This window comes from Bacteroidota bacterium, from assembly GCA_037133915.1.
Lineage (GTDB): Bacteria > Bacteroidota > Bacteroidia > Bacteroidales > CAIWKO01 > JBAXND01.
The window spans coordinates 1-26186 of record JBAXND010000010.1 but is presented as its reverse complement, the minus strand read 5'-3'; the positions used below and the strand labels follow the sequence as shown (position 1 = coordinate 26186).

Genomic DNA, 26186 nt, shown 5'->3' with positions numbered 1-26186 from the left:
CCAAAAATACAATATTCCCGCAATTTTTCGCCTCATGATTATTACGTATATTTGCAGAAATATAACCGTCCATGATTAAGCCAATAGATAAAGATAAAAAGCCTGTTGTAGGGATTACGCACGGCGATTTTAATGGCATCAGCTATGAAGTAATCATCAAAACCTTCATGGATCCTAAAATGCTGGAAATCTGCACACCGGTAGTTTATGGTTCAAGTAAAATAGCATCGTATCACCGGAAGGTACTTAATATAAATGATTTCACGTTCAATCTGGTTAAAAAGGCCGATGTTGCTACGCCCAAGCGTGCAAATATTGTAAATGTTACCGATGCGGAAATAAAAATTGAAATTGGCGAATCGTCGGAAATCGCGGGCAAACTCGCGGTGCAGGCTCTCGATATGGCTGTTGAAGACCTGAAACACCAAAACATTGATGTATTGGTTACGGCGCCCATCAATAAAAAAAATATTCAGTCGGAAGCATTCGCATTTCAGGGACATACAGAGTATCTTGCGAACAAATTCAACGTGAGCGAATACCTGATGATGATGGTGTCGGAGACTGTTCGTATCGGCTTCGTTACCGGTCATGCTCCGATTAGCGAGCTTCCAAAAATAATCACTCAGGAGCTTATTGTCCGGAAACTTATTGCGATGAATAACTCGCTGATACGTGATTTCGCATGCCGTAAACCACGTATTGCCGTTCTGAGTCTGAACCCGCATGCCGGCGACGAAGGCGTGATTGGCGAAGAAGAAAAAACGATTATTGTACCGGCACTTAAAAAAGCGCAAAACGAAAATATTCTGTGTTTTGGACCATACCCTGCCGATGGATTTTTCGGCACCATGAAACATAAACAATTTGACGGTGTATTGGCTATGTACCACGATCAGGGAATGATTGCATTCAAACTGCTCTCATTCGAAGATGGTGTGAATTACACCGCCGGGCTCCCGATTGTAAGAACATCTCCTGCTCATGGCACTGCCTATGAAATTGCCGGAAAAAATGAAGCATCACCCGAATCGTTCAGACATGCTGTTTATTTTGCCTGCGATATTTTTATTAACAGACAGAATTACGATGAACTAAAGGCAAATGCATTACGAACCAAAACTGTGCTCCCTGCCGATGACGATAAGTCTCCGGTAGAGTAACCCGATTTTTATTTCCTGTTATAACAATTATGATTACTTACCCTATAGAAGAGATTGAAGCCGTTGTAAAAGGCCGCCTCAGCGGGAATGCTGCGAATGCGCCCTTTGTCAAAGACCTTATTATTGATAGCCGTAACGTAAGCGCTCCGGCGAATGCGCTGTTTTTTGCCATTGTTGGCAAACGCAACGATGGTCATCGCTACCTCCGTGATTTGTACATTAAAGGTGTTCGGAATTTTGTTGTTTCAACGCTTCCTGAAGATATTGATACCTACGAAAATGCCTGCTTTATTCTTGTTGAAGATACACTGAAAGCATTGCAGGCCGTGGCAGCCAACCATCGCAAGAAATTCAACATCCCGGTCATCGGGATAACCGGAAGCAACGGAAAAACCATCGTGAAAGAATGGCTGTTCATGCTGCTTTCGCAGGATAAAAGAATTGTCCGCAGCCCGAAAAGTTATAACTCACAGGTTGGGGTGCCGCTTTCGGTATGGCAGATGCAGCCCGAACACGACATTGCAATTTTTGAAGCCGGCATCTCCGAACCTGATGAAATGGATAAGCTGCAGCCTGTTATACAGCCTACCATTGGTATATTTACCAATATTGGCGCTGCACACGACAAAAATTTCATCAATACTATGCAGAAGGTTGGTGAAAAACTCAAGCTTTTCACCAAAGTGAAAACGATGATTTACTGCCCTGATTATTTTGAAATTCAGGACAGAATCATCAAATCGGAAATTTTCAAAAACATCCATAATTTTTCCTGGAGCCGGAAACTTAAGTCTAACATGCTTATTACCGGCACCGAGAAAAAACAGAGCGAAACACTCATCACGGCTACGTATAATGGCGAAACAATCAGTATAGTAATTCCCTTTATTGACAATGCGTCTGTTGAAAATGCCATCCATTGCTGGGCATTGATGCTTCATCTCGGATACGAAAATTCTGTGATTGCTTCCCGCATGTTACAGCTTTCGCCGGTGGCCATGCGCCTTGAAATGAACGAAGGAATCAACAACTGCTCCGTTATTAACGACAGCTATAATTCCGACATCAATTCCATCGGCATAGCGCTCGATTTTCTGAATCAACAAAAGCAGCACAAGAAAAAAACACTCATTCTTTCCGACATCCTGCAAAGCTCGCTCGACGACGATACACTGTATTCTGAGGTAGCCAAGCTCATCAGCGAAAAAGGAGTTGCACGCCTTATCGGCATTGGTAAAGCAATCAGCCGTCAGGCTTCAAAATTTGATATTGAAAAAGTTTTTTATCCCGATACCGAAAGTTTTCTGAAAGAGCTTTCACCCTCATTTTTTCACAATGAGACCATCCTTTTAAAAGGAGCCCGTGCCTTCGAATTTGAACAGATTGGTCGTATGCTGCAGCAAAAGTCGCACGAAACGGTACTTGAAATCAATCTGAATGCACTGGTCCATAACCTGAATTATTACCGCTCGCGCCTGAAGCCCGAAACAAAGATTATGGCCATGGTAAAGGCATTTTCATACGGAAGCGGAAGTTATGAAATCGCAAGCACTTTGCAGTATAATAACGTTGATTATCTTGCCGTGGCTTATGCCGATGAAGGTGTTGAACTCCGCCGTTCGGGTATTACAGTTCCCATTATGGTGATGAGTCCCGAAGAACAAAGCCTCGATATTTTGCTGAAATACAATCTGGAGCCTGAGATATACAGCTTCAGGGTGCTGAATTTGCTGAAAGAAACCATCAGGATACAGGGGCTGAATGCAGGAATGCGAATCCCGGTACATATAAAACTGGATACCGGCATGCACCGTTTGGGATTTGATCCGGGAGAAGTGGATGAACTGATTGCTGCTTTGAAAGAAGAGCCGCTGATTCTTGTACGCTCAGTATTCTCGCATCTTGCCGCAAGCGATGAAACCAAACACGACGAATTCACCCGTAAACAAATTGATGTTTTTCGCGAAGCCGGTGAGAAAATAAAATCCGCGTTTGATGAGCCTGTGCTGATGCACCTGCTCAATTCATCGGGCATCAACCGCTTTGGCAGTGCACAGTTTGAGATGGTGCGCCTTGGTATTGGCATGTACGGTATTGCGTTTGATAAAAAAGAACAATCGGCCTTGCAGAATGTAAGCACGCTGAAATCTGTCATATCACAGATAAAAACCGTGAATACGGGCGAAAGCGTTGGCTATGGCCGAAAGTGGATAGCACAGCAGCCCACGCGCATTGCTACGGTTCCTATTGGTTATGCCGACGGACTCGACCGCAAACTAGGCGATGGCAAGGGAAAGCTCATCATCAGAGGGAAATCGGCACCCATCATCGGCAGCATCTGTATGGATATGTGTATGTGTGATATCAGCGGTATTGATGCAGCAGAAGGCGACGAAGTAACCATCTTCAACAACGAATTTTCAATCAAGGAACTGGCGGCACAACTCGAAACCATTCCTTATGAAATTCTTACAAACCTTTCGCGACGGGTGAAACGGATATATTATTACGAATAGGGGCGAACTTAATTTTTCACTTCTTTTACTATCCTAAAGCCGATTTGAGCACTGCTGTAATCAGGTTCAACCGGACTTCTGTAAACAACGTCATGACAATTTTTAAGAAAAAACCATGACGAACCGCGTATAACTTTTTGAGTACCATCTGTTGGCCCGCTTGGATTATACTGTTCTTTTGGTAAATACGCTCCGTACCGGTCGAGGCACCATTCCTGTACATTCCCGGTCATATCATAAATGCCCAGTTCATTCGGAGCCTTCTGCCCGATCGGGTGTAAAAAAAATCCGGAATTATTTCCACACCACCCGACTTTGTTTATACTGTCACTGCCGCTGTACCGGTACCCTTTACTTTTGTTTCCGCCTTTCGCGGCATATTCCCATTCTGCCTCTGTTGGCAGACGGTATTTTTCATGAGTAATACTGCTGAGCCACTCGCAATAGGCATTAGCATCATTCCAACTAATATATATAGCGGGCAGGGTATAATCCTTTTCAGGCAACTTCTGTGTTCCTGAAACATTAAAGCGCCAGTTAATATTGTTTGTTTTTTTGTAGTTCGAACTACTGCTCAGTATAGCAACTGAAGAACCCTTTTGTTCTGCTTCCGTAATATAGGCAGTGGCATTTACAAAATCTGCAAATTGCTGTACAGTAATTTCATATTTACTGATATAAAAGGAATCAACTGTTGCGTAAAAAGCCGGTTTCGCTCGGTCTTCAAAGCTTTTTTGCAGATCATCAACCTCACCGGGTGTAGATGTGAGGCAGCCCATCAGGAAGCGCCCGCCTTGTACCAATATCATTTCCGGTTTATGGATGCTTACAGGCTGTGCCTGTATTTGAGGACCGGTAATAATCACCAGAATTACCGTGATGAGAAGACAGCTCTGTTTTGATTTTTTCATAATGAGTAATATGTTATTGCCGCTTGTTTTTCAGAAAGTGTTCTCCAATCCGACCATTCCAGCGTTTCCGGGTTATAGCCGCACTTAAGCGGCTTGCTTCTGATGTCTTGCGGCTTTTCAAGAAAAGCGCGGCAATCAGTGCACATGTGACGGAATTCGCAGGCCTTGCAAACCTCAATCTCATCTTTACGAATGTTCCACATGTCTTTGAAGCCCTGTTTTTCGATGGCTTCGGCAATCGTGGAGTCTTTGATATTGCCGAAACTGCGACTCATAGAGGGGCAGTTTTTAATATCTCCTGTTGCAGCTATACATACCTTACGATTGAGGCAGGTGTTGTGGTGTTGTGATTCAGTGAAGAGAGAGATATTGACATTGAAATAATTTCGATTAATACATCCACAAAGATTTTCCGAAGTAATAGTCTGGATGCTTTTATAAATCTGACACATCCCGTTTTCGCCAATATTCAGGTATTCATTTTTATCCGCGCAGTGAAGGAATATAATTTTTATACGGCAGAATTCATCGAAGAGCTTGAGATATTCGCCGGGGTCAATGTCGATATTGTACCGCGTATAAATCTCGACAGTCGAAATCGCTGATGTATTGAATTCCTTGAACAACTTTAACCAAAAAGAAACAGGAACTTTATGCAATGTGATAATTTGTAATCTGTAACAATTTAAACCTATCAACTGCCGTAATACCTCAGAACTCGAATAGGTACTATGTTCATCAAGCATTATTATTGCATTTGAAATCATTGCCGGATAATCCCATGTATCACTTATTGGCGGAAACAAAGCTGTTTCGTCCGGTTCTGTATAAAAAATAATTTCTTTTTCTTCGAGAAACCGGAAGTATTCTTTAATTATTTCGCCGTGATCAGGGTAATCGGCAATTATAGATTCTATGGTTCTTCCGCGACAGTCCTGCAAAATTTGATACAGTGCATTGGGGATACAATAGTGATTATTACGAGGCAGGTCATAAATGATGCTGCGTGCGGCACCTTTCACGGCAATTGTTTCAGCAAAAATATTAATGACTTCCATTTTTCTTGATTTCAATGTTATCGTTAACCGTGAAGTCAATAATTTTGCTTATTGGCTTAGGCAATCCATGCAGAGGATAGCAATCCGTGTTGTGCTTTTCAGAAATTATTTTTACTGTTTTTGTTGACTTTGCCGGGCTGATGCGGATTTGCCAGACCAATGAGCCAACGGGTAGTTTTTCCGATTCAGGTAAAAGTTCAGTGAGTTCTTCCGTTTTCATCCGCATAGAGTTTTTGCTATTTCACGTTCAAGGTAATAGTTGCACGGGTATGATACCTGCCAGAATTGTCCTACAGGATTTACTTCCAGAAAAATATATTTCCCCGTTTCGGAGTAGATCATATCAATAGATCCGGAATTCAGTTCCATTTTTTGCATCAAGTCTGTGATTTTTTTCTCGATACTTTCAGGCAGCTTGAATGGAGGTGTTCTGTTCGGCTTCTCAAAATTGTAATTACGAAAATCTACTTTCGTCTTTTCATCATTTTGCGAGAATATTGCTGATGAAAAGAATTTTCCGTTTAAATAAAATATGCGGAGTTCAAACTTTTTAGGAATGGCCTCCTGAAATAAAGTGGGAAAAAAGGTTTCAGGGCATTGATCAATCTCAGCGTTTCCAAATAATGACGTGTAACCTGCGATATAAATACTATTTACATCGTCCTGCAGGCCGAAACTCTGGTTCAAGCTTTTTGTTATAATACCACTCGGGGAATGCTGATTATAGAAAGCCGTAAGTGCATTTTTTGAAGAAATAATCGCAGTATCCGGTACATCAAGCCCTGCCTTTCTGGCCATCGATAAAACCACGATTTTATTAATATGGTTGAAGCGTATGTGACCTATTTTTTGACCGTGGATGTGGTTGAATAAATAATATGTAAGGTTTTCGAGTGTAGCCGATTCGTGCGAGAAGTGTTCATTAATGGCATCCAGAAATACATTGTTCCCTTGTGTGTGCTTTGGCGTTTCGATATTTGAATATCCCCGACGATACCAATAAGCAGAGACTTGAGACAGGTCAATTTTTTGCTTATTTCCAAGTACATCTGTAAAGCAAAATGAAATATTATTTTTTACACAATTAATTTCATATAGCAGACTATTCTCATTTATTCTAAAATATTTGCAACCATAATAATTTAACCAATCAATTACTGCTGATGTTGCAATATCTTCATTACTTGACTGAATCAGGATCATACTTGTAATCTTTTGGGAGCATATCTAATTGATTATTCCATTTAAACTTTAAGTAGAGTGGGTACAGCCATACTTCAGCACGTCTTTTATCTATATTTTGTAAATCAAAAATTGGAAGTTCCTCATCGTAAAAACAGCAATAATAATTCTGACTTTTAATGTACATGTAGTATCGGTCAACACTATTTGCATAAAAACGTGGACTAATGGCTCCATTCAACATTTCCTTTTTTAACTGTGCAAAAACGGTATCTTTATTTGCATACCTTTCTGTGGCGCTGTGCATCAGGACTATACCAAGTCCTAATTGTGCTTCAGAAGTGAGATTACGCGAATTGAAATTTGGTGATTTGAGAATTTTTAGTAGTGAAAAGTAATTCGTTGAGTCACTTTTCACCACATCCTTCCATTTATATTTGTAAAATGAAGAATCTGCGTCAGAATAATCACTAAATAATGACCTTGTATGCTGGTCCATATTAAAAAGTTTTATAATCTCAATCGAGTTTTCTACGTCACACTTTGTTGTCAAATAGTGGTGATGAAAATTATCGTACTTTCTACGAAGTTTTTTATCAGAATTCAAAACACTATCCATATATGCATCTTCTGATTTAAGGATTATTGCGCCTGCTTTCGCCGCCTGTAATAAATATTTTCGACCTTTTCTCCTATTATTTAAAATGTAATAGTAATATGATGCATTCATTAAATCGGATGGGAGTGGATCAATAATTTCGAAGGCGCTTTCAAGTAAAGAAATGTTTTTAATTGCATAATCTATTTTTGCCGGGTCAAGAGTGTTATTATAAAATTCACATGTAATTTTATAATACGCTGAATAGTCTTTTTGAGCATTGCAAAAATTGTTTGAAACTAATAGAGAAAAAATTAGGAATATCGTTTTCATAAGAAGAATCTAAGGGATGTGGTGCATTATTTGTTTTCAGAAAGTCAAAAACCAAAACAGAAGGAGCTATATCATATAGCTCCCCCTGTTTTGGTATTACTACCGACAAGGTCCTCCCTGAACTTCAGCAGTATCACCAGACTTGACGGTTGTCCAGCAATTATCATTATTAACACCACGCCCAGTATCGTAGCTGTAATCGGCAGTACATTCCCTGCCTGTTTCAACTTTTTTTCCGGTTCCACCAACGATTGCTGCAAGATTGCTGATTTTGTCTTTTTTCAGACCCTCAAATTTGGGGTCGCTAATTTTTTCGAATGTCATATTTTTTCGATTTAAGTGAATAATTATAACGGCAAATTTACACGCTTATTTTATCATAAACAACGTTTAAAACCCTGAAAAACAATTATTTAAAATATATTTATTTGACATAATATGACGAACATGAATACGCTTATTTTTCAAGATCTGAGTAATCGAGGGCTGTTTTGAGGGGGCCTATTTCAGCGCAAAGGCTGTTGTCTGCGCCCGGCAAGGATTTCCAAACGTGAATGCGAAATTTATTTTTTACTCAGAAACGAATAATAAAAAAATTATATGATTTGCCTATAAGACAAACTCATATCCACGATGTTAGCTTTATATGAATTTTTTTTGCGATTTTATTTGGAAAGAGGATTCAGCAACTCTAAACGCTTAAAATATTTCCTATCCTGCCGCCACATCCCTGAAAAGTTCCAGGTATGTTGCTTTCTGAGAATTGAAAGAGTAACGTTCTTCTATGGTCTTGCGCCCTTGGGTTCCAAACTGCAGACGCAGTCCGGGCGATTCAATCAGTTGCGATAATTTCTCAACCCATTCATCAACAGACGAAGCCAGAAAACCATTGACGCCATCGCTGATGATTTCGGTATTCACACCCACCGGCGACATCACGGCAGGAATGCCGAGCGCCATATACTGTAATCCTTTGAAACCGCATTTTCCGCGTGCCCATTCGTCATCGGGCAAGGGCATAATGCCTATATCAATAGCGCACAAATCGGCCACTTCCGTTTCTTTCGACCATTTGCAAAATTCAAAATCCGGATCATCGGGCAGAAAAGGCTTGTCGGCAATTACACGGAATGAGATTTTATCGCGGAAGCGGGATTTTAATTCTTTCAAAAACGGCAATGCCGATTCCAGATGCTTGAGCGTGGTAGAAGAACCTGTCCAGCCAATACAGACGGCATCACCAATTTTAGGCGTGTCTATTCGTTTAAAAATATCCGTCACAAGTGTTGTAGGGATTACGGCAACCTGCTTTGCAAACTGCCGTGCGTAATCAGCCAGATAATTATTTCCGGTAATAACAAGCCTTGAATAGCCGCAAATATCGCCGGTTTTGGAAGGCCGTTTCAGCCACTTCAGGTTTTTATTTCCTTCGCTCACATCCATCAGCCAGATGGCGTCATCATAATCTAATATAATCTTTGCGCCATTCTTATTCAACCGTCGTTCAAAGTAGGTGCTGCCAAACATAACCGCTTCCCGGTAAATAAAAACGATATCGGCCTGCTTCGCTTTATTAATATCGCCGAAACGTTTGCGTACGCTCTTTAGCAGAATCAAGAACTTGCGAAAATACTTGCCGGGGCTGTAAAAATCCCTGTCATCCTGTTCATTCAGCAGGTATGATATTTCATATTCAAAACCATTGGCTGCGAGGTAATCAAGATACTGCTCAAAGCGGAACCGCTGACCGGGCGACCGGTCGGGTCTGTGAGCTACCAAATAAAGTATCTTCTTCAAAATGATTTGTTTAATAATTTATTGCAAAAATACAACTCATACCGCGCCCCGTTATAAAAATTTCTGAAGAATAATTGCGGTAATAAATAGCAGAAAAAGCAGTTCATTCATAAGCATTTTCCGGCTGACGATATAATTATGCGCAAGCATTATAGAAAGCGGAAGCATTGCCATAGTCGCCTTCATATCGGGTTGTTCAGCACCTATCATAAGACAGGATAATGAAAGAAAGAACATCCAGAATACGGCAAGAAAAATTTTACGAAGGTTTATGTTTTTCTCTCCCACAGTCGTAATCAGGCGCCAGACCGACATCAGCGCTATCAGCGCGAGCAAACCGAAATAAATAAAATTCCATGTGCTGAAGCCTGTTTCATAACCAAGGCGGCCTATATGCGAGAAAATCATTTTATAATCGGCAAGATGGGATGTCAGGCTGTCTGATACATAGTAATAGGTTAACAAAAAGGCAAATGGCAGCGCAAATCCGATTACAGAAATCGCCCACTCGCGCCAGCTCATAATTCGGAACACAATCAGGCAAATCCATATCAGAAAGAAAATGGGAAGAGCCGAAACACTGAACATTGTGGCGATTGCCAGGAAAAGTCCGGCATTCAGTACTTCCATGAAGGGATCTTCCTTATCATAAATACGCAGCAGCATACGCATCGACAGTATCACAAACATGGCCGAGAATAACATCGGATGCAATGTGAGATAGGCAGGCCACGAGCTCATTAATATCACAAAAATAAAGGCGGTGATATAGCTGTTACGCGGAAGCAGGCTGAGCCGTGCCAGTGCGTTGTTAAGAATGATTGCCTCGCCCAGCAACAGTAAAAAAGCGACAGCAGAAGGAATGACCTCAAATCCTTGAAAGAGTCTGTAAAGCGTTGAATACATCGGTCCGCAGGGCTCGGGAGCGGGCATGGGGCGGGGGTGTATAAGCGCGGGCATCCACAATGCAACGGCTGCAAGCAGTATTAATACAAGTTGTAAACCCGAACTTCCCCGAAATATTTTTAACATGACCGAATTTCCAGTTCCTCTTTGGCAAAGGTAACGAATCTGAATTATTTTTATGATTTTAGGCTTGGCATTCCCAATGTTTTGCTTAATTTGCAACAGAAAATAATTCAATAGAGCCATGGCACATCACGAAGAAAACCTGCATCTGTCCCCCGAGGAGATTAAATTCAACGATTTTGTAAAACGCGGCGACGACTTCTACCGTATTGAACTGTATCAGTATGCTGTGGTGTGGTACAAAAAGGCGCTGGAATGCAATATCGATACTGAGAATATTCGTCAGAAGATTGCTGACTCTGAAAGTAAATTCCGCCGCGACGGAAAAAAAATAATCATTGCCGCAACATCCGTTGCTATCGTGATTGCTGCAGTAGCCTGTATTATTAAATTCTGGGTTATGTAATTGTTCAATCATTTATAAGTTCAGATACAGACGGAGCAATGAATTTTCAACATTGGCATCTTTCCATCTATTAACTTCCGGAAAATTTAAATACTTAAAAAAAGGAGTTCAGAACTCAAAATATTGAATATTTGCCTATATTTGAGATTCCAAATACGGGATAATTAATTCAATGATGAAAATATCCGGTTGGTTTTTCAGGAGTATTATTGTTTCATTTATTGTTATACTCTCCGGTTCCGGTATTTATGCCGGCAGTCCTGATGAAAAGCATACGCCCCCCGACGAACAAAGGAAAAGCCGCTACCACATAGGTCTCAGCGCAGGAGAAACCACTTATTTTGGGGATCTTAAAAATAATAATCTCAAGGCTCCTTTTTATTACCGTTATGGTATTCAGCTAAATGCTGAACGCGATGTTTTTACTGCATCGCGTCTGTGTGTGAACCTGTTTTATGGAAATATTTTGGGTGACGAAAAGACTGAAAGCCGTGCTTTGAATTTTAAAACAACAATGGTATCACCCCAACTTGGCCTGTCGTTTAACTTTTTGCACTGGGCTAATCAGGGGAAACTGCGTGAACATTTTTCATGCTGGTTATTTGCCGGCGCAGAAGCAATCTTTTTTACAGTGACCGGCGATCTTAAAAACAATAACGGGAAAACATATTACTACTGGAACGACGGGACCATCCGTGACCTCCCTCAAAATTATGATAATACGTCTACGGCAGCAATTATTTCAAGAGATAATACTTTCGAGACCAGTTACCGCAACCTTGACATAGATAATATCGGGAAACCAAAACAATTTGCGCTCGGTATACCTCTTGGGCTGTCGGCAGAGTGCAGATTCAAAAATGGTATTGCTATTCGCATAGGCGCTGTATATCATTATACATTTTCAGATTATCTCGATAATATTACCTCCAAAAGTATTGGCGTCAGAAAAGGAAAGGCCGGAACAGATAAATTTATATACAGCAGCCTTGGCATTTTTTATTCGCTGCCGGCATACAGGAAGAAATGCTGTTTGACGAGCCGACATAACAATTGAACAATAATTACTTCGAACATTTGTAATACAGTCTTCTATGAAAAATATCCGGTATTCATCCGTTGCAGCACTTCTCTTTCTTTTAAGCAGTTCTGTCTTTTCGCAGGGAGTAATCATCCCCACGAATAATTCACAGGCGGATTTTCTGAAAGCCTATAAACTGGTTCTCCAGAAGTCAGAAGCCGATTATCGTTTTTCGGGAAATGTTGACAGTCTGCTTTTTCCTAAATTTGGAGAGTATTCGGTTTACTGGGCTACGGCAGGAACAAACAGAGGGAGTTTTATTTTGCCGGAGCAGATTCCACAGGACTATAATTCCGTAACAGCAACGAATTATCCGAACTATACATGGTCGGGGGCGGACCATTATTCCCTGCAATTTAAAAGCTGGCAGCAGCCGGTTGCATTATTTCAAAGTTCCATTAAACAAAACAATCTGAGCATTTCATGGGAGTCTATGTATTTTAAAAATTCATTCGACACATACCTTTTCAGCAATATGTATTATCCGGTTGATGAACACTCATTTGATAATAATTATCTTTCTCCGAATACCAAAATGCTTATTATTCCTTCATTTACCGTGAACGGCAATGATTACATGTCATACATGGACAGCGTGCTGGCGGCTTCACCGAATATGAAGGCAAGGATTGACACTTTTCTTTGCCGCGGTGGAACCATCTACACCGAAGGAAATGCAGTTTGCCTTATTGAAAAACTTGGATACCTGGCTCAGGGTGCCGTCGATTTCAGTAATGCCGTAAACGCTGATCCACTTACCAATCTCGTTGCTATAAATGTAAGCAGCCCTACAAATCCCATTTCGTTTACTACTACAGCTACCGGTAATTTTCTTTATGCAAGTTCAGTTCCACTGGTAAGTCCGGGTGGAGCGGAAGTGGTCGCGCGCCTGGCAACAAATGCAGCTCCTGCAATATTCGTACTTAAAGGGCCGCAACTGCACGGCGGCAGAATCATCTGTAATCTGGGTCTGCCAACTGTTGGCGGAAACAGCGATATACTCAATGGCAGCAGGCAATTGCAGTGGACATTCAATACTTTGTTGTATGCGTTGTCAAACAGCATAGATGTTACACGCTCTGTGGATAACAACCTTCCCAACGGCATTCTTGCAGGTAAAAATGCAATTCCTTATGATAAAGTGGATACGTTTGAAGTGCGTGTAAAAGTGCGCAACCTATCGTCAGTAGCATGTTCCGGTATAACTATCAAAGAAAATATTAATGCGTATTTCTCTTTTGTTGATGTGACCACAACGGGAATCACCTATTCCTTTAATGGCTCCGATCTTATAATGACCGGAGTTTCATTACAGCCATATTCCGAATCCGTGATTGTCTATCGACTGAAAACACCCTCGCTCACATCTCAGATTCACGAGGATATTGACCATTATATGTCATGGAGTACTTACATCAGCACCTCCGTCAACACTACCACATATTCAAATTCCGAGGGAAAACATGGATATAATAAAACGAACGCTTATGCTGATGTAATGTTCAGCGCCGATATTGTTGCAGATGCAGATTTGAACTGGAAAAATTTTCTTGGAATTTACTACCAGCCCTTTAAAGTTTTTATGATTATGGAGAACAAGGAGCGTACGCCTGCCCAACAAACACAGTACGTTCAGTATATTCCGAAGGATGTTCCGTTCTATTGGGTCGATCACAGCCTCAATGTTCCTGTGCTGAAAACACCGGGGGGAAAATTCGTGGATGTTCTTAAAGGCAGCGACAACCAAGGTATTCCTGATTTTGATATCAGCAATAACGGTCATCCTGATGTTTGGCTTGATACAGCCTCCATTTATCCGAAAGGATATACACTGATTGAAGATTCTGTCTATTGGCAAAATCCCTGGCACAGGCTCGCTACCGGCGACAGCGTACCCTATTATGAAGACATAGATCATGATGGGTTGAGAGCGCAGGATAACGATAACGACGGGATTCCGGAAGTTGGTGAACCGGGCGATAAAATCCGCGTGTGGAAAGTTACCTGGAATATCAATCAGGTGCCCGGACATCAGGTATATGATCCTTTCTGCTCCTACGAAATTTGGGTTGATCCTCCTGATTTGGTCGGAATGGCTGCAGGTATAGGGCATGTTAACGGTCTTCTGACCGATTCAGTTCCGGGTATGTTTTATCCCTATTCTCCCAACCTCAATAGTCCAAATCTGACGGATACATCCTGGACGCACTGGATGGACAGGGATTCCACGGGCCATATAAAATGGACACAGATGATCTATCAGAGCATAAACAATTATGAAGGCTATACGTTTATTGATACGGCTGCCTCGCATTATCATTTGTTGCCAACCGACAGTTGTGTGGGAACGGTTCCCCAGCCCCATAATGAATTTATTGCTGTGCTTTCGATGGGTGGCGAAGAAATAGACATGAACAATCCAACGCCTAAACGGTCGAATTATTCAAATATTGATTACAAGACCGTTTTCAATGAATCAAAGAAAACGCCGATCCGCACAACCTACACTTATTACGCGCCGCTGCCAAACCCGCTCCAGTTTGAATATCTCACAAACAATTTCATTATTAAGGATTCCCTGAATAATGTGCTAAAAACACTACCTGCGAAAGGCAAGGCAAATATTTCCTTTAATGTGGATGCCTCAACGGAATATTCATATTACTGGATTCGCAATGCAGGCCATGATGTGGATTATAACGACCCGTCGATGGCTATTGAAGGTATTGATAAACTTGGCGATGGCGTTTTTGGTTATATGGTTTATGATATCCCGAAAGGATTTTCTGATTATAAAATTACGCTGCCCAAAAGAAACGACGGGAGTTACGATATGAACGCCATTGTTCAGGTAGACGGGCATAATTATCAGAAATGGCTCAATAATCCAAACACACAGGATTCCATCAGCATCTGGGAAGACGATTTTCGCTATCACATTCATATCCCGCAACTGCTTATTCCGCCGGCACTCTGTGATTCGAACGGCGATGGCATTGATGACTGGATAGATGACCGCGGCGACCGTTTTCATTCCCAAACCGGATATCTGCATGATGCTTTTATGCTTGGCGATGGCGAAAGCTATCCTACGGGTACACCCAACGTTTATCCGCATAATGATGCCGGGATGGCCGGTCAGGTCGACCAGGGCTGGTCGGCAGGAAATGATAATATATATGGAAACGACGGATTTGACGATCTCGGGAAGGTTCATTTTACAATCAATGCACTCTATGAAGGTAAAGGAAAAGAAGGACCCGTTGATATCAGTAAAGGAGGATGGCTGGTTGTGGAAGAAATCTTTGGCGGGTCTCCATGGGTAATATTCTCTCATACATTGTCGGCATATGCGGAGGGCGTTGATCTTTCCATAAAATCCTCACCAAGCCCTTATGTGGTTAAATATGGAATTGATACATGCTATGTAAAACACGTGGTTGAAGACCTGAACGAACCTCACCGGTTCGATGGTAATTTTGACCCATACCACGTTTCTTATGGCTACGGCGATGTGTCTGTTTCAACGTATGCCGGAGGCAAAGATCCTTGCAGTCTTATTGACCCTGCAGTAACATTGCCTGCAATTATTGACCCGGTGGTCGATCATAAAACACTGACACTTGTTCCTCTGGCCGATCCGGGCAATCCGGACCTTACGGGCTTCCCGCTCAGCGTGAGTGGCAGTTTTATAGAAGCAATCGTTACCGTGGTCAATGGTACTGATGATAACTGGATTGATACAAAAGTCACACCGGTGATACCTCCGGAACTCGGTAACTCGCACGTGGTGATGAAGTATGTGGCCTACCCGAGACCGCTGGTGCCTGCGGTGGCAGACCCCAATACCGGTGCTATTCTGCATCTGGGAGATCAACCCGGGTCATTCACTACAGGATGGCGCTTTAATCAGCCCGATCAGGAAGTTCTGGTAAAAATGGGCGACACACTGAACCTTCTGCAGCCTACACGCAGGGCATATTTTATTTTCCTTATCAGCGTTGACGAAACCCTGGCAAAAGGCGTTTACAGCATCCCGTTCACAATTGCCGGAGATAAAGTTCATTACACGGGCATCCATAATGGTACGGTAAATTACGATGTCCCGCAACTGCAGTTCAGTATGGCCGAGAAATACCCGAACGGAAATGTTGTGCAATTTGAAAAACTGGTGATTGGCGAGGGAAATCTTAAAGATATTACTATTAATACAAAACCGGAGTTCAAAGGTCTCCAGAACGTGAAATGGTCGGTTAACGATGTAAACTGTACTGATTTTTCTGCCATGACAAACAGCCTCCCTGCCTCTTACAGTCAGGGCAGCGGACAGGAAGTGATTGACATCAGCTCCTTCCACAATTTTCCATCAGCCGACACGTCTAAAATATTTCTGCTCGAACAGGGTCAGGTAAACACGTATAACGCGCCTATCGCGCAAAATTTGCCGATAACTTCAGGTGAGCAGCTAAATTTCACCTATTCCGGCACCAATGATTCTGTCAGTTCGGGAGTTGTGCACATTATATCAAATGGCCCCCGGATGATAATCACAAAAAAGATTTATTCGGTCAACGGCAAACCTGTTGGTGACAATGATTCTGTGAGTATTAAGCCTGATACTAAACTTGATGTGGTTGCATTGATTTCGACTTACAACATGGGTAGCGATATTGCAGTGAATACCGTTTTGGATGTCCGTCACGGGCAGGCATTTTTCGTACTTCCCGACAGCCTTCCCGTGTTCTGCACATATTCCAACCCTGTTGTAAATGCGCCTATGGGAGCATTTACCCCGGGTCAGAGAAAAGACCTGTTCATCCATCTGAGGCTGAATGAGCGTACCTGCGATTCCATATTCGACCTGATGAATCTGATTTCACAAATTGATATCAGTTATAGCGGGCAGTTCTCAACACAAAGTTATTCCTATCCCGACTCATCGTTTCTGGTGTTTCCTGCTTCCGATATCAGATTAAAAAATCTGATATCCGACAAAAGCGAAGTGCAAAAGGGTGAAGTTATGAATGTGACAGTCAATGCCGAGAACGGCGCAGTGCCCGTTACAAATGTTATGCTTCGTGTATTTTCTATCATCGGAACAGATACACTGAAGATTGGCGAGATGCATTACGACGCCTTGATGGCACATCAGGCAATTACTTATACACTGCCGTACACAGTTACTCAAAACGCCTACGTTGTAACAATCTATTCAAAAATAGAATCACTCGATTCCATCTGCGAAATATGCCTTGAAAACAATAACCGACTGATGCGTATTAAAGTTCTGGAAAGCCCTTGGATAAACGATGTTCACGCCAGCCCAAACCCGTTCTCAAAAGAAACTACTTTTTATTATGAACTGGGCAGCGACCTTGCATCCGTTTTTATTGATGTATACACGGTGAACGGAAAATCAGTGGATCACATAGGCGGTTGCCCTGCTTCTATTGGTCCGCATACTGTTACCTGGGATGCCTCTGCAATTAATTCAGGCACTTATTATTTCAGGTTTAGCGGAACAGACGCGGATGGCAAAACGCATGAGTATTCCGATAAAATTATCCATTATAAACAATAACGTTTCCGGTTGAGCCGGATTTGAAGATGTTCCGTATGCACAAAATGACGTTAACATATATTCTTTTGCTTGTCCCGCTTTTTTCTGCGACGGCGCAGCATAATAATGTCATTGAAAATAAAGACAACGTAACAATAGCAAGAGCCGACAGCCTGAATTCCGGTTCGGGAGAAGCCAATATTTCCATCTCTCCCGATGGGAAAAACATCTTCTTTATGAGCAATCGGGGCGGTAAACGTTGGTCGCGTTACATTAAAACTGATGACGGCCGCACACGGGCAGACGGTGATATATATTATAGTATACGTATAAACGGAATCTGGCAAAAAGCACATTCCCTTTCCGATACGATAAACACAGGTGAAGGGCAGGATGAACCTTTAGTCTTGCCCGACGGGAAATATGTGGTTTACGAAAGCTGGGCACACGGCTGGCAGTTTAACGGTGGCCCATATTATAAGGCGGAAATGAATGGTAAAACATGGACTAATTCCGTAGGGTTGGGTGGTGGCATCAATCCGTTTTTCGTCAAACAATATAATATGACAGGCATCACCGCGACTGACGGAATGTGCATTTCACCCGACGGAACAACTTTTATTGTGGCATCCGGTACTGACTATGAGGCACCCATGGATTTATACATCAGCAAAAAAATAAATGATACGTGGGGCTGTCCTGTGAAAATGAGCATCAGCACAGATAAGAATGAGCGCTCGGTTTTTATTTCAGCCGATGGCGAAACCCTGTTTTTCGCTTCTGATGGTTATCCGGGCTTGGGCGGACTGGATATTTTCGAAGTAACGTTAAATAAGGATGGAAGCTGTGGAAAACCTGTTAATCTTGGAAAACCTTACAACAGTGAAGGCGATGATTATGGATTTTTGATGACGCCGGGTAGTGAGGAGGCCTGGTTTGTGCGCGAGGGCGATATATATGCTGCAAATTTTCCGGCTACTGACAGCGTGCTTTTTTCTGAACCGACCTCAATTAAAGATACAACTGTAGAATCAAAATCCGATACAGTCGCATCTGTCGATAAAATTTTACAAACCCCTGGCATCGTTGATTTTATGCTTATAGTTAATTTTGGGTACAGGCAAAGCAATATCGGGGAAAAATATTATGCGGGTTTGAATGAGGTTGTTGATACATTAAAAAAATACCCGCTTCTCCGTATTGAGATATTCGGTCATACCGACAGCAGGGGGCCGGCCAAAGGCAATTTGGTACTAAGCCAGAAAAGGGCAAACGCTGTGAGCGATTATTTTATCAGCCACGGCATTGCTGTCGACAGAATGGATATCCGCTCCTATGGTGATTCTAAACTGTTAGTTCCCGATGCCGGCGGTACACGAGAAGCGGAGGCCGCGAAAAACAGGCGGTGCGAGATTACCTACAAGAAATAATTTTCCGATACATCATTCTGTTTTTCCCAGCAGCTTTTTTATATTGTTGAGTTTCATCAGCGCTTCTACAGGGGTAAGTGTGTTGATGTCTATGTTCAGAATATCGGTTTTTATCTGCTCTAACAGCGGGTCGTTGAGCTGGATGAAACTCAGCTGAAATTCATCGTCGGGGCGTGGTTTCTTTTCGGGTTTGCGGCTGATTTCCTGTCCGCTGTGCGATTTCTCAAGCTGTATAAGCATTTCGTTGGCACGGTCAATAACAGGCTGCGGCATACCCGCCATTTTTGCGACATGAATTCCGAAACTATGCTCGGTGCCGCCCGGAACAAGCTTGCGCAGAAAAATAATTTTATTCCCTGCTTCCTTTACCGTGATATGAAAATTGCGGATGCCTTTCATAATCTCCGCCATCTCATTCAGCTCATGATAATGCGTAGCAAAAAGAACTTTTGGTTTGTATGTGGGATGATTGTGAAGATACTCTGCAATGGCCCATGCGATGGAAATACCGTCATAAGTGCTGGTTCCGCGCCCTATCTCATCCAGTAAAATGAGACTGCGCGTGCTTATATTATTCAGGATGCTCGCGGTCTCATTCATCTCAACCATAAACGTTGATTCTCCCGACGAAATATTATCGGAAGCACCTACACGGGTAAATATTTTATCAACAATACCAATAGATGCAGAAGTTGCCGGAACATAAGAGCCCATCTGAGCCATCAGCACTATGAGTGCCGTTTGCCTGAGCAGCGCCGATTTTCCGGCCATGTTCGGTCCCGTGATAATTATTATCTGCTGTTTTTTATCGTCGAGATAAATGTCGTTGGCAATGTATTTTTCGCCCGGCGGCAGATTTTTTTCAATCACCGGATGGCGCCCGTTCTTGATGTCGATAACGTATGATTCATTGATTTCGGGACGCACATAATTATTTTCCACCGCAAAGGTGGCAAATGATAACAGACAGTCGAGGCGCGCTATCAGCGAGGCATTCAGCTGTATCGGATTGATATAATCAGCCAGGGCCAGCACCAGTTCATTAAAAAGTCTTGTTTCAAGCGCGAATATTTTTTCTTCCGCACCCAAAATTTTTTCTTCATACTCTTTCAGCTCGTCGGTGATGTAGCGTTCGCAGTTGACAAGCGTTTGCTTGCGGTGCCATTCGGGCGGAACCTTGTCTTTATGGGTGTTTGTTACTTCAAGATAATATCCGAACACGTTGTTATACGCTATCTTCAGGGAAGGAATGCCGGTGCGCTCACTTTCACGTTGCTGTATCTGAACCAAAAAATCTTTGCCCGAATACGCCAGTTTGCGCAGTTCGTCAAGCTCATCAGAAACGCCGTCGGCAATCATATTTCCTTTGTTCGCAAGCGTTGGCGGGTTGGGATGCAATTCTTTTTTTATACGTTCGCTTATCAGATGGCAGGGATTAAGTTGCTCGCCAATCTTCTGCAAAGCGTAATTACCGGACTTTTCACAGGCTTCTTTCACGGGCTCAATGGCTTCGAGCGCACGGCGCACCTGTGCCACTTCACGCGGGCTTACCTTGCCAACCGCCACTTTTGAAATGAGACGTTCGAGGTCGCCCGTTACTTTTATATTTTTACGAATCTCATCGGCAAACTCATTTTCGTTGATTAAATATTTTACAACATCCAATCGTTCGTCAATAAGTTGTTTGTTTTTGAGTGGCATGAGCAGCCAGCGATTCATCAGGCGGGCGCCCATGGGCGAAAGCGTGCGGTCGAGTATGTCAAGCAGCGTAACGGCATTTTCGAAAGGCGAAAAAATCAGTTCAAGATTGCGAACCGTAAAACGGTCGAGCCACACATGGCGGTCTTCTTCAATGCGCGATATCTTACTGATATGTTTAACCCGGTCGTGCTGCGTTTCGGCCAGATAATGCAATGCCGCTCCGGCTGCAATAATACCGGCATCGAGGTCTTCTACACCAAATCCCTTCAGCGAAGTCGTTTCGAAATGTTTCAGCAGCAGGTCGTAGGTAAAGTCCTTTGTAAAAACCCAGTCTTCAAAGGTGTTGGTGTAAAATTTTTCACCGTGGGCCGCGGTAAATTCTTTCATTTTATTTTTCTGAACAATCACTTCGCTGGGGCGGAATGACTGCATCAGGTTATCAATATAATCTTGTGCACCTTGTGTAATATAGAATTCACCTGTTGAAATATCGAGGAATGAAATGCCGGTTATTTTACCCTGCATGTGAATACCGGCAAGAAAATTATTTTCTTTATGATTCAGAACTTTGTCGTTGTAGGCAACACCCGGGGTAACCAGTTCGGTAATGCCGCGTTTTACAATTTTTTTTGTGAGTTTGGGATCTTCGAGCTGGTCGCAGATGGCAACGCGCAAACCTGCCCGTACCAGGCGCGGAAGGTAGGTGTCAAGCGAATGATGCGGAAATCCTGCTAATTCAATGTAGGTCGCGGAGCCATTGGCGCGGCGCGTAAGTACAATGCCAAGAATAGATGAAGCCCTTACGGCATCTTCGCCAAAGGTCTCATAAAAATCGCCCACCCTGAACAGCAAAAGTGCGTCGGGGTATTTAGCTTTGATGGCATTGTATTGCTTCATCAAAGGTGTTTCCGCAATCTCTTTTTTATTCTCTGCCAATTTTTTTTGAAATGCTTGTTAACGGCAAAGTTAAAATTATAAGCCGAAATCTGCTCAAAACTTTTATTGCCGTGACGTGAAAATTGCTTCGTCGGAGGTATCTTTGCAATCTGTAAAATAATTATTCATCAAGAATTACAAAGAGAATATTTTGATTTAACGAAACAGCAATGCGAAAACTCGAGAATTCAGAACTGAACCGGATGAATGTGGAACAATTTCACGAGTCGGAAAAAGTACCCATGGTTGTGGTTCTTGATAATATAAGAAGTAGGCATAATATAGGTTCCGTATTTCGTACATCAGATGCATTCAGGCTTGAAAAAATTTGTCTTTGCGGAATAACCGCCACGCCGCCCGACCGGGAAATTCAGAAATCGGCACTTGATGCAACACTTTCTGTAAAATGGGAATATTTTCCGGACGCTGAGATTGCCATTGAGAAATTGAAAAATGCCGGATATAAAATCTATCTTGTTGAACAAACAGATGACAGCATTCCTGTGCATGAATTTATTCCTGATTTTGGGAACGGCATTGTACTGGTTTTTGGAAACGAGGTAAATGGCGTTGATGAAAAACTGCTTCAATATGCCGATGCCTGTGTTGAAATACCGCAGTATGGCACCAAGCACAGTCTGAATGTATCGGTAAGTGCCGGAATAATGATTTGGGCGCTTTTTGAGAAGTATCGCATCTCGCGCAATTTTAATAACATATAGCACCAAGGTACGGGTCGGATATAATTAATACAATGCCTTGTTAATTAGCTATATATCTTTTTCGGGAAAATGAAAGAAAAATTATTATTTCTCTTTTTTTAACAAAACCCTGACCGCATGAATTATCTTTTTATATATTTGTGTCGAAAAATAAAGAGCCAATCCAATTATTAACTTTAAAAATAGAATTATGAGAATCGTTAACTTTAAGGTATTCACTGCAGTTATCCTGGCAGTAGTAATGCTATCAGGTTGCGGACTGAGCAAGATGATTAAAAAGTACCCGACAGTGAAGTTTAAAGCTACACCCGAGGTTCTTGAATCCACTGGAGGCAGAATCACTGTTCAGATCGATGGCACGTTCCCGGCAAAATACTTTCACAAAAAAGCAAAACTGGAGATCGTTCCTGTACTTACCAATATGCAGGGAGTTGAACTTACCAAACTGAAAAGTATTACTTTAAAGGGCGAAAAAGCTGTAGGTGACGGACAAACTATCAACTACAAAACCGGCGGAACATTCACTTATACCGACGTGTTTGATTACAACCCGAACATGAATGCTTCGGAATTGTTCATCAATCCTTCTGCCTCATTGAAAAAGAAAACAGACGTTAAACTCGGTCAGATTAAACTTGCCGACGGCGTTGTATACACATCCGAAAGAGTTGTCAGAGATGAAGACCTTCAGGTAGCTGACCACGGATACGAACTCGAAACCCTCATTACTCACTCAGGCAATTTGTATTTCGAATACAACAAATCAAACCTGAATACCAACCTCGCATTGAACAAAGACAAAGCGAACGCTGATACACTCGCAGCTGTTCTTGCTTTCCTGCAGAAAAACTGGAAAGTAAAATCAATTGATATCAACGCCTGGGCATCACCCGAAGGTGAACTTACCCTCAATCAGAAACTGTCTGACGAAAGAGGAAAAGTTGGCAATACTTGGTTCATTGATCAGGTTAAGAAAATGATCAAAGCCAAAACGCTGAACATTACCAAACCCGAAGAACTGGCCGTTACTGTTGCCGCTAAAGGCGAAGATTTCGACGGATTCATGAAAGCACTGCAGGCTTCAAATATGCCGCAGAAAGAAACCATCACAAACGTGATTAAGAGCCAGGAAAACAAAGCTGCACGCGAAAAAGCAATGAAAGACATGACCGTTATCTATACTGAAGTTGAGACCATGCTCTCAGTTCTCAGAAGGTCAGAAATCAAGATTGTTTGCTACCTTCCCAAAAAATCAAAAGAAGAAATTATGCAGCTTTCAACTTCAGCACCTGAGAAATTAGATAACAAAGAGTTGCTGTATGCCGCTACCCTTACCGACAACATGGAAACTAAATATACCATCTACAAATCGGCTACCACCATTTATCCTCAGGAATGGAAAAACTTCTGCAATGCAGGTTACGCAGCCATGAGCCTTGGTAAATTGGACGAAGCAGCTACCTACCTTGATAAAGCAAACACCCTGAAAGCAAGTGAGCCTAAGGTTCTTTACAACATTGGAGTTCTGAATTTCTGGAACAAAAAGAATGAAACAGCTGACAGCTATTTCAACCAGGCCAAAGCCGGTGGCATTGACGTTAGCTACAACATGGGCCTGCTCAAAATAAGAAAAGGTGATTATACTGCAGCTCTCAACGCTTTTGGTGCTAAGAAATGCAAAAACAACATTGCTCTTGCACAACTTCTTTCCGGCAATGCTTCGGGCGCTACCACAACACTGGGTTGTGTAAAACCGATGACTGCTGCTGATTATTATCTGCTGGCAATTGCCGGAGCACGCAGTGGCAACACTTCACAGATGTATGAAAACATCCGCAAAGCAATCACCGCTGATGCAGCTTACAGGTCACAAGCCAAGGAAGACCGCGAATTCCTGAAATATTTCAAGGAAGCCGCTTTCCAGGAAGCAACGAAATAATTTCAATTCGATACAGAAAAGAGGCTGTCTGCAAAGGCAGCCTCTTTTTTTTCCTGTTTTTTTATAATTTTGCGGAAGTTTAAATTCAAAACTAAATATAAAAATAATGAAGGCATATGTATTTCCGGGGCAGGGCGCCCAGTTCGTTGGAATGGGTAAAGACCTGTATGAAAAATCGGCTCTTGCAAAAGAAATGTTCGAGAAAGCAAACGACATTCTTGGATTCAGGATTACCGATCTTATGTTTGCCGGCACCGATGAGGATTTGCGTCAGACAAAAGTAACGCAGCCTGCCATCTTTCTACACTCAGTAATATTGTCAGCGGTACTCGGCGATAGCTTTCAGCCGGAAATGGTTGCCGGACATTCACTGGGCGAATTTTCAGCTCTTGTGGCCAATAAAGCATTGACATTTGAAGATGGTCTCAGACTTGTTGCCAAGCGCGCACAAGCTATGCAGAAAGCCTGCGAAGCGAATCCTTCCACTATGGCTGCCATTATTGGGCTTGATGATAAAATTGCCGAGGACATTCTGCTTACAATAGATGATATTGTAGTGGCCGCAAACTATAACAGCCCGGGTCAGCTCGTCATTTCGGGTACCAATAGTGGTATTACCACTGCATGCGAAAAACTCAAGGCTGCAGGCGCTAAAAGAGCGCTGCCGCTAAAAGTGGGCGGAGCCTTCCATTCTCCATTAATGGAACCTGCACGTATCGAACTTGCTGAAGCCATTAATGCAACAACCATTCATGAGCCCATTTGTCCCGTTTACCAGAATGTAAATGCCGGAGCGGTTTCTGACCCCGGTCAGATAAAAACCAATCTTATTGCGCAGCTTACCTCACCGGTTCTTTGGACTCAGACGGTTAGAAATATGATTGCCGACGGGGCCACCACTTTTATTGAAGTGGGACCGGGAACCGTATTGCAGGGCCTGGTGAAAAAAATTGATTCCTCTGCTGAGGCTTCGGGCGCCGAATTTGCCGGATAATTTTTATTAAAAGACGATTGTTTTTAGCCGGAGCGAAAATGCTTCGGCTTTTTTTTTGTTCGCATGAATATTAATTCGATTAGAACTTTCGACGGAATTATGAAAAAATAGCTACCGAAAGCCAAAAAATATCGACAAAAATAAAGTATACATAAATAATGCAATAAGTTGTTTATCAGTAAATTAATTTTTGAAAAAATCCTGCTTTTAATGTTTTTTTTGTACTTTTGTAAAAAATTAACACTTAAAAATTATTGCTATGGATGACAAAATTCTTGCTGATTACTTAACAGCGAAGTACAGTTTCTGTAAATTTTCAATTCATGAGGTCTTTGCCGATTATTACAGGCAGCCGCCGATTTATTTTGCCCCAAAAGAGGCAACCGCCTCTTTTGAACATTCCATGAATGCAGGAGATCCTTTTCTGCTGATTGGTACAAGAGACTTTGCAAAATGGAAAAAGTTCGGCCCCGATGCGGTCAAGTTAATTGCCAATGATTTTATTTATCATTGCATTATGACTCGTGTGCGCCCTTATCTGAAAGGACCTATGCTCAAGGAAATGATTAAACGGATGGTGAACGGTCCCTTGCTCAAGCGCGTTGAATTTCCTTCGGCATGGGAGCGTATCATCCGCGAAGGACGGTGTCCGGTGAAATATGTTACACCGTTTGCAGTAAACAGCAAAGCACGCACTGCCGCTGATGTAAAACCCGGCGACACCTGTTATGTCTGCATCCTTAAAAAGCCGCCTTTCATTGCAAATCCTGCCCATGTTGGAGAATACGCGCAAACTGGTCCCCTAGTTCCGCGTTAAGCTGACCCCCTTT

At 42.4% G+C, this 26186-nt stretch carries 19 protein-coding genes; 10 read left to right on the top strand and 9 right to left on the bottom strand.

The features are described 5' to 3' along the window. Positions 1-71: 71 nt before the first annotated feature. Both pdxA and WCM76_05045 read left to right on the top strand, forming a co-directional pair. A complete protein-coding gene (gene pdxA / locus WCM76_05050; GenBank protein MEI6764987.1) occupies positions 72-1163 on the top strand; it encodes a 4-hydroxythreonine-4-phosphate dehydrogenase PdxA in 1092 nt (363 codons plus the stop codon). 29 nt (positions 1164-1192) lie between these two features. Beyond that, the gene (locus tag WCM76_05045; protein MEI6764986.1) at positions 1193-3679 is read left to right on the top strand and encodes a bifunctional UDP-N-acetylmuramoyl-tripeptide:D-alanyl-D-alanine ligase/alanine racemase; all 2487 of its coding nucleotides are present in this window, start codon (positions 1193-1195) and stop codon (positions 3677-3679) included. Positions 3680-3687: 8 nt separating this feature from the next. Here the strand turns inward: WCM76_05045 and WCM76_05040 are convergent, their stop codons facing one another. From WCM76_05040 to WCM76_05005, 8 genes are all read right to left on the bottom strand, one after another. After that, positions 3688-4590: a formylglycine-generating enzyme family protein gene (locus tag WCM76_05040; protein ID MEI6764985.1), complete on the bottom strand. Its 903-nt coding sequence runs from the start codon at positions 4588-4590 to the stop codon at positions 3688-3690. Next, positions 4587-5648 carry a grasp-with-spasm system SPASM domain peptide maturase gene (gene gwsS / locus WCM76_05035; protein ID MEI6764984.1) on the bottom strand — a complete coding sequence of 354 codons (1062 nt, stop codon included), beginning with the start codon at positions 5646-5648 and terminating at the stop codon, positions 4587-4589. Before gwsS ends, WCM76_05040 begins: the two co-directional genes overlap by 4 nt. After that, positions 5635-5868, bottom strand: coding sequence for a hypothetical protein (locus tag WCM76_05030; GenBank protein ID MEI6764983.1), 234 nt, complete (start codon positions 5866-5868; stop codon positions 5635-5637). Before WCM76_05030 ends, gwsS begins: the two co-directional genes overlap by 14 nt. Then, positions 5865-6851 carry a grasp-with-spasm system ATP-grasp peptide maturase gene (gene gwsG, locus WCM76_05025; protein ID MEI6764982.1) on the bottom strand — a complete coding sequence of 329 codons (987 nt, stop codon included), beginning with the start codon at positions 6849-6851 and terminating at the stop codon, positions 5865-5867. The genes WCM76_05030 and gwsG overlap by 4 nt, the downstream gene beginning before the upstream one ends. Continuing rightward, positions 6829-7761, bottom strand: coding sequence for a hypothetical protein (locus WCM76_05020; GenBank protein ID MEI6764981.1), 933 nt, complete (start codon positions 7759-7761; stop codon positions 6829-6831). The genes gwsG and WCM76_05020 overlap by 23 nt, the downstream gene beginning before the upstream one ends. A gap of 99 nt (positions 7762-7860) precedes the next feature. Continuing rightward, on the bottom strand, positions 7861-8085 hold the full coding sequence (locus WCM76_05015) for a hypothetical protein (protein ID MEI6764980.1): 225 nt from the start codon (positions 8083-8085) through the stop codon (positions 7861-7863). A 387-nt stretch (positions 8086-8472) separates the two neighbouring features. Then, a complete protein-coding gene (locus WCM76_05010; protein ID MEI6764979.1) occupies positions 8473-9558 on the bottom strand; it encodes a glycosyltransferase family 4 protein in 1086 nt (361 codons plus the stop codon). 51 nt (positions 9559-9609) lie between these two features. Beyond that, positions 9610-10590: a DUF6427 family protein gene (locus tag WCM76_05005; protein ID MEI6764978.1), complete on the bottom strand. Its 981-nt coding sequence runs from the start codon at positions 10588-10590 to the stop codon at positions 9610-9612. Between the two features lie 118 nt (positions 10591-10708). Here WCM76_05005 and WCM76_05000 point away from each other — a divergent pair, with 118 nt between their 5' ends. The 4 genes from WCM76_05000 to WCM76_04985 all read left to right on the top strand — a co-directional run bounded on the left by WCM76_05000 (position 10709) and on the right by WCM76_04985 (position 19064). Beyond that, positions 10709-10993 carry a hypothetical protein gene (locus WCM76_05000; GenBank protein ID MEI6764977.1) on the top strand — a complete coding sequence of 95 codons (285 nt, stop codon included), beginning with the start codon at positions 10709-10711 and terminating at the stop codon, positions 10991-10993. 172 nt (positions 10994-11165) lie between these two features. Next, a complete protein-coding gene (locus tag WCM76_04995) occupies positions 11166-12050 on the top strand; it encodes a hypothetical protein (protein ID MEI6764976.1) in 885 nt (294 codons plus the stop codon). Between the two features lie 37 nt (positions 12051-12087). Further along, positions 12088-17655, top strand: a complete 5568-nt coding sequence (locus tag WCM76_04990) for a hypothetical protein (GenBank protein ID MEI6764975.1) — start codon at positions 12088-12090, stop codon at positions 17653-17655. A 65-nt stretch (positions 17656-17720) separates the two neighbouring features. Further along, complete coding sequence (locus WCM76_04985; GenBank protein MEI6764974.1) at positions 17721-19064, top strand: OmpA family protein; 1344 nt, start codon at positions 17721-17723, stop codon at positions 19062-19064. Between the two features lie 12 nt (positions 19065-19076). Here WCM76_04985 and mutS read toward each other — a convergent pair whose 3' ends face one another. Continuing rightward, positions 19077-21662, bottom strand: a complete 2586-nt coding sequence (mutS, locus tag WCM76_04980) for a DNA mismatch repair protein MutS (protein MEI6764973.1) — start codon at positions 21660-21662, stop codon at positions 19077-19079. A gap of 209 nt (positions 21663-21871) precedes the next feature. Here mutS and WCM76_04975 point away from each other — a divergent pair, with 209 nt between their 5' ends. The 4 genes from WCM76_04975 to WCM76_04960 all read left to right on the top strand — a co-directional run bounded on the left by WCM76_04975 (position 21872) and on the right by WCM76_04960 (position 26173). Continuing rightward, on the top strand, positions 21872-22423 hold the full coding sequence (locus tag WCM76_04975; protein ID MEI6764972.1) for an RNA methyltransferase: 552 nt from the start codon (positions 21872-21874) through the stop codon (positions 22421-22423). Between the two features lie 190 nt (positions 22424-22613). Continuing rightward, complete coding sequence (locus WCM76_04970; GenBank protein ID MEI6764971.1) at positions 22614-24362, top strand: hypothetical protein; 1749 nt, start codon at positions 22614-22616, stop codon at positions 24360-24362. Positions 24363-24468: 106 nt separating this feature from the next. Next, complete coding sequence (gene fabD, locus WCM76_04965) at positions 24469-25356, top strand: ACP S-malonyltransferase (GenBank protein MEI6764970.1); 888 nt, start codon at positions 24469-24471, stop codon at positions 25354-25356. Between the two features lie 259 nt (positions 25357-25615). After that, positions 25616-26173 (top strand): hypothetical protein, encoded by a 558-nt coding sequence (locus tag WCM76_04960; GenBank protein ID MEI6764969.1) that lies wholly within the window; start codon positions 25616-25618, stop codon positions 26171-26173. The last annotated feature ends 13 nt before the right edge of the window (positions 26174-26186 follow it).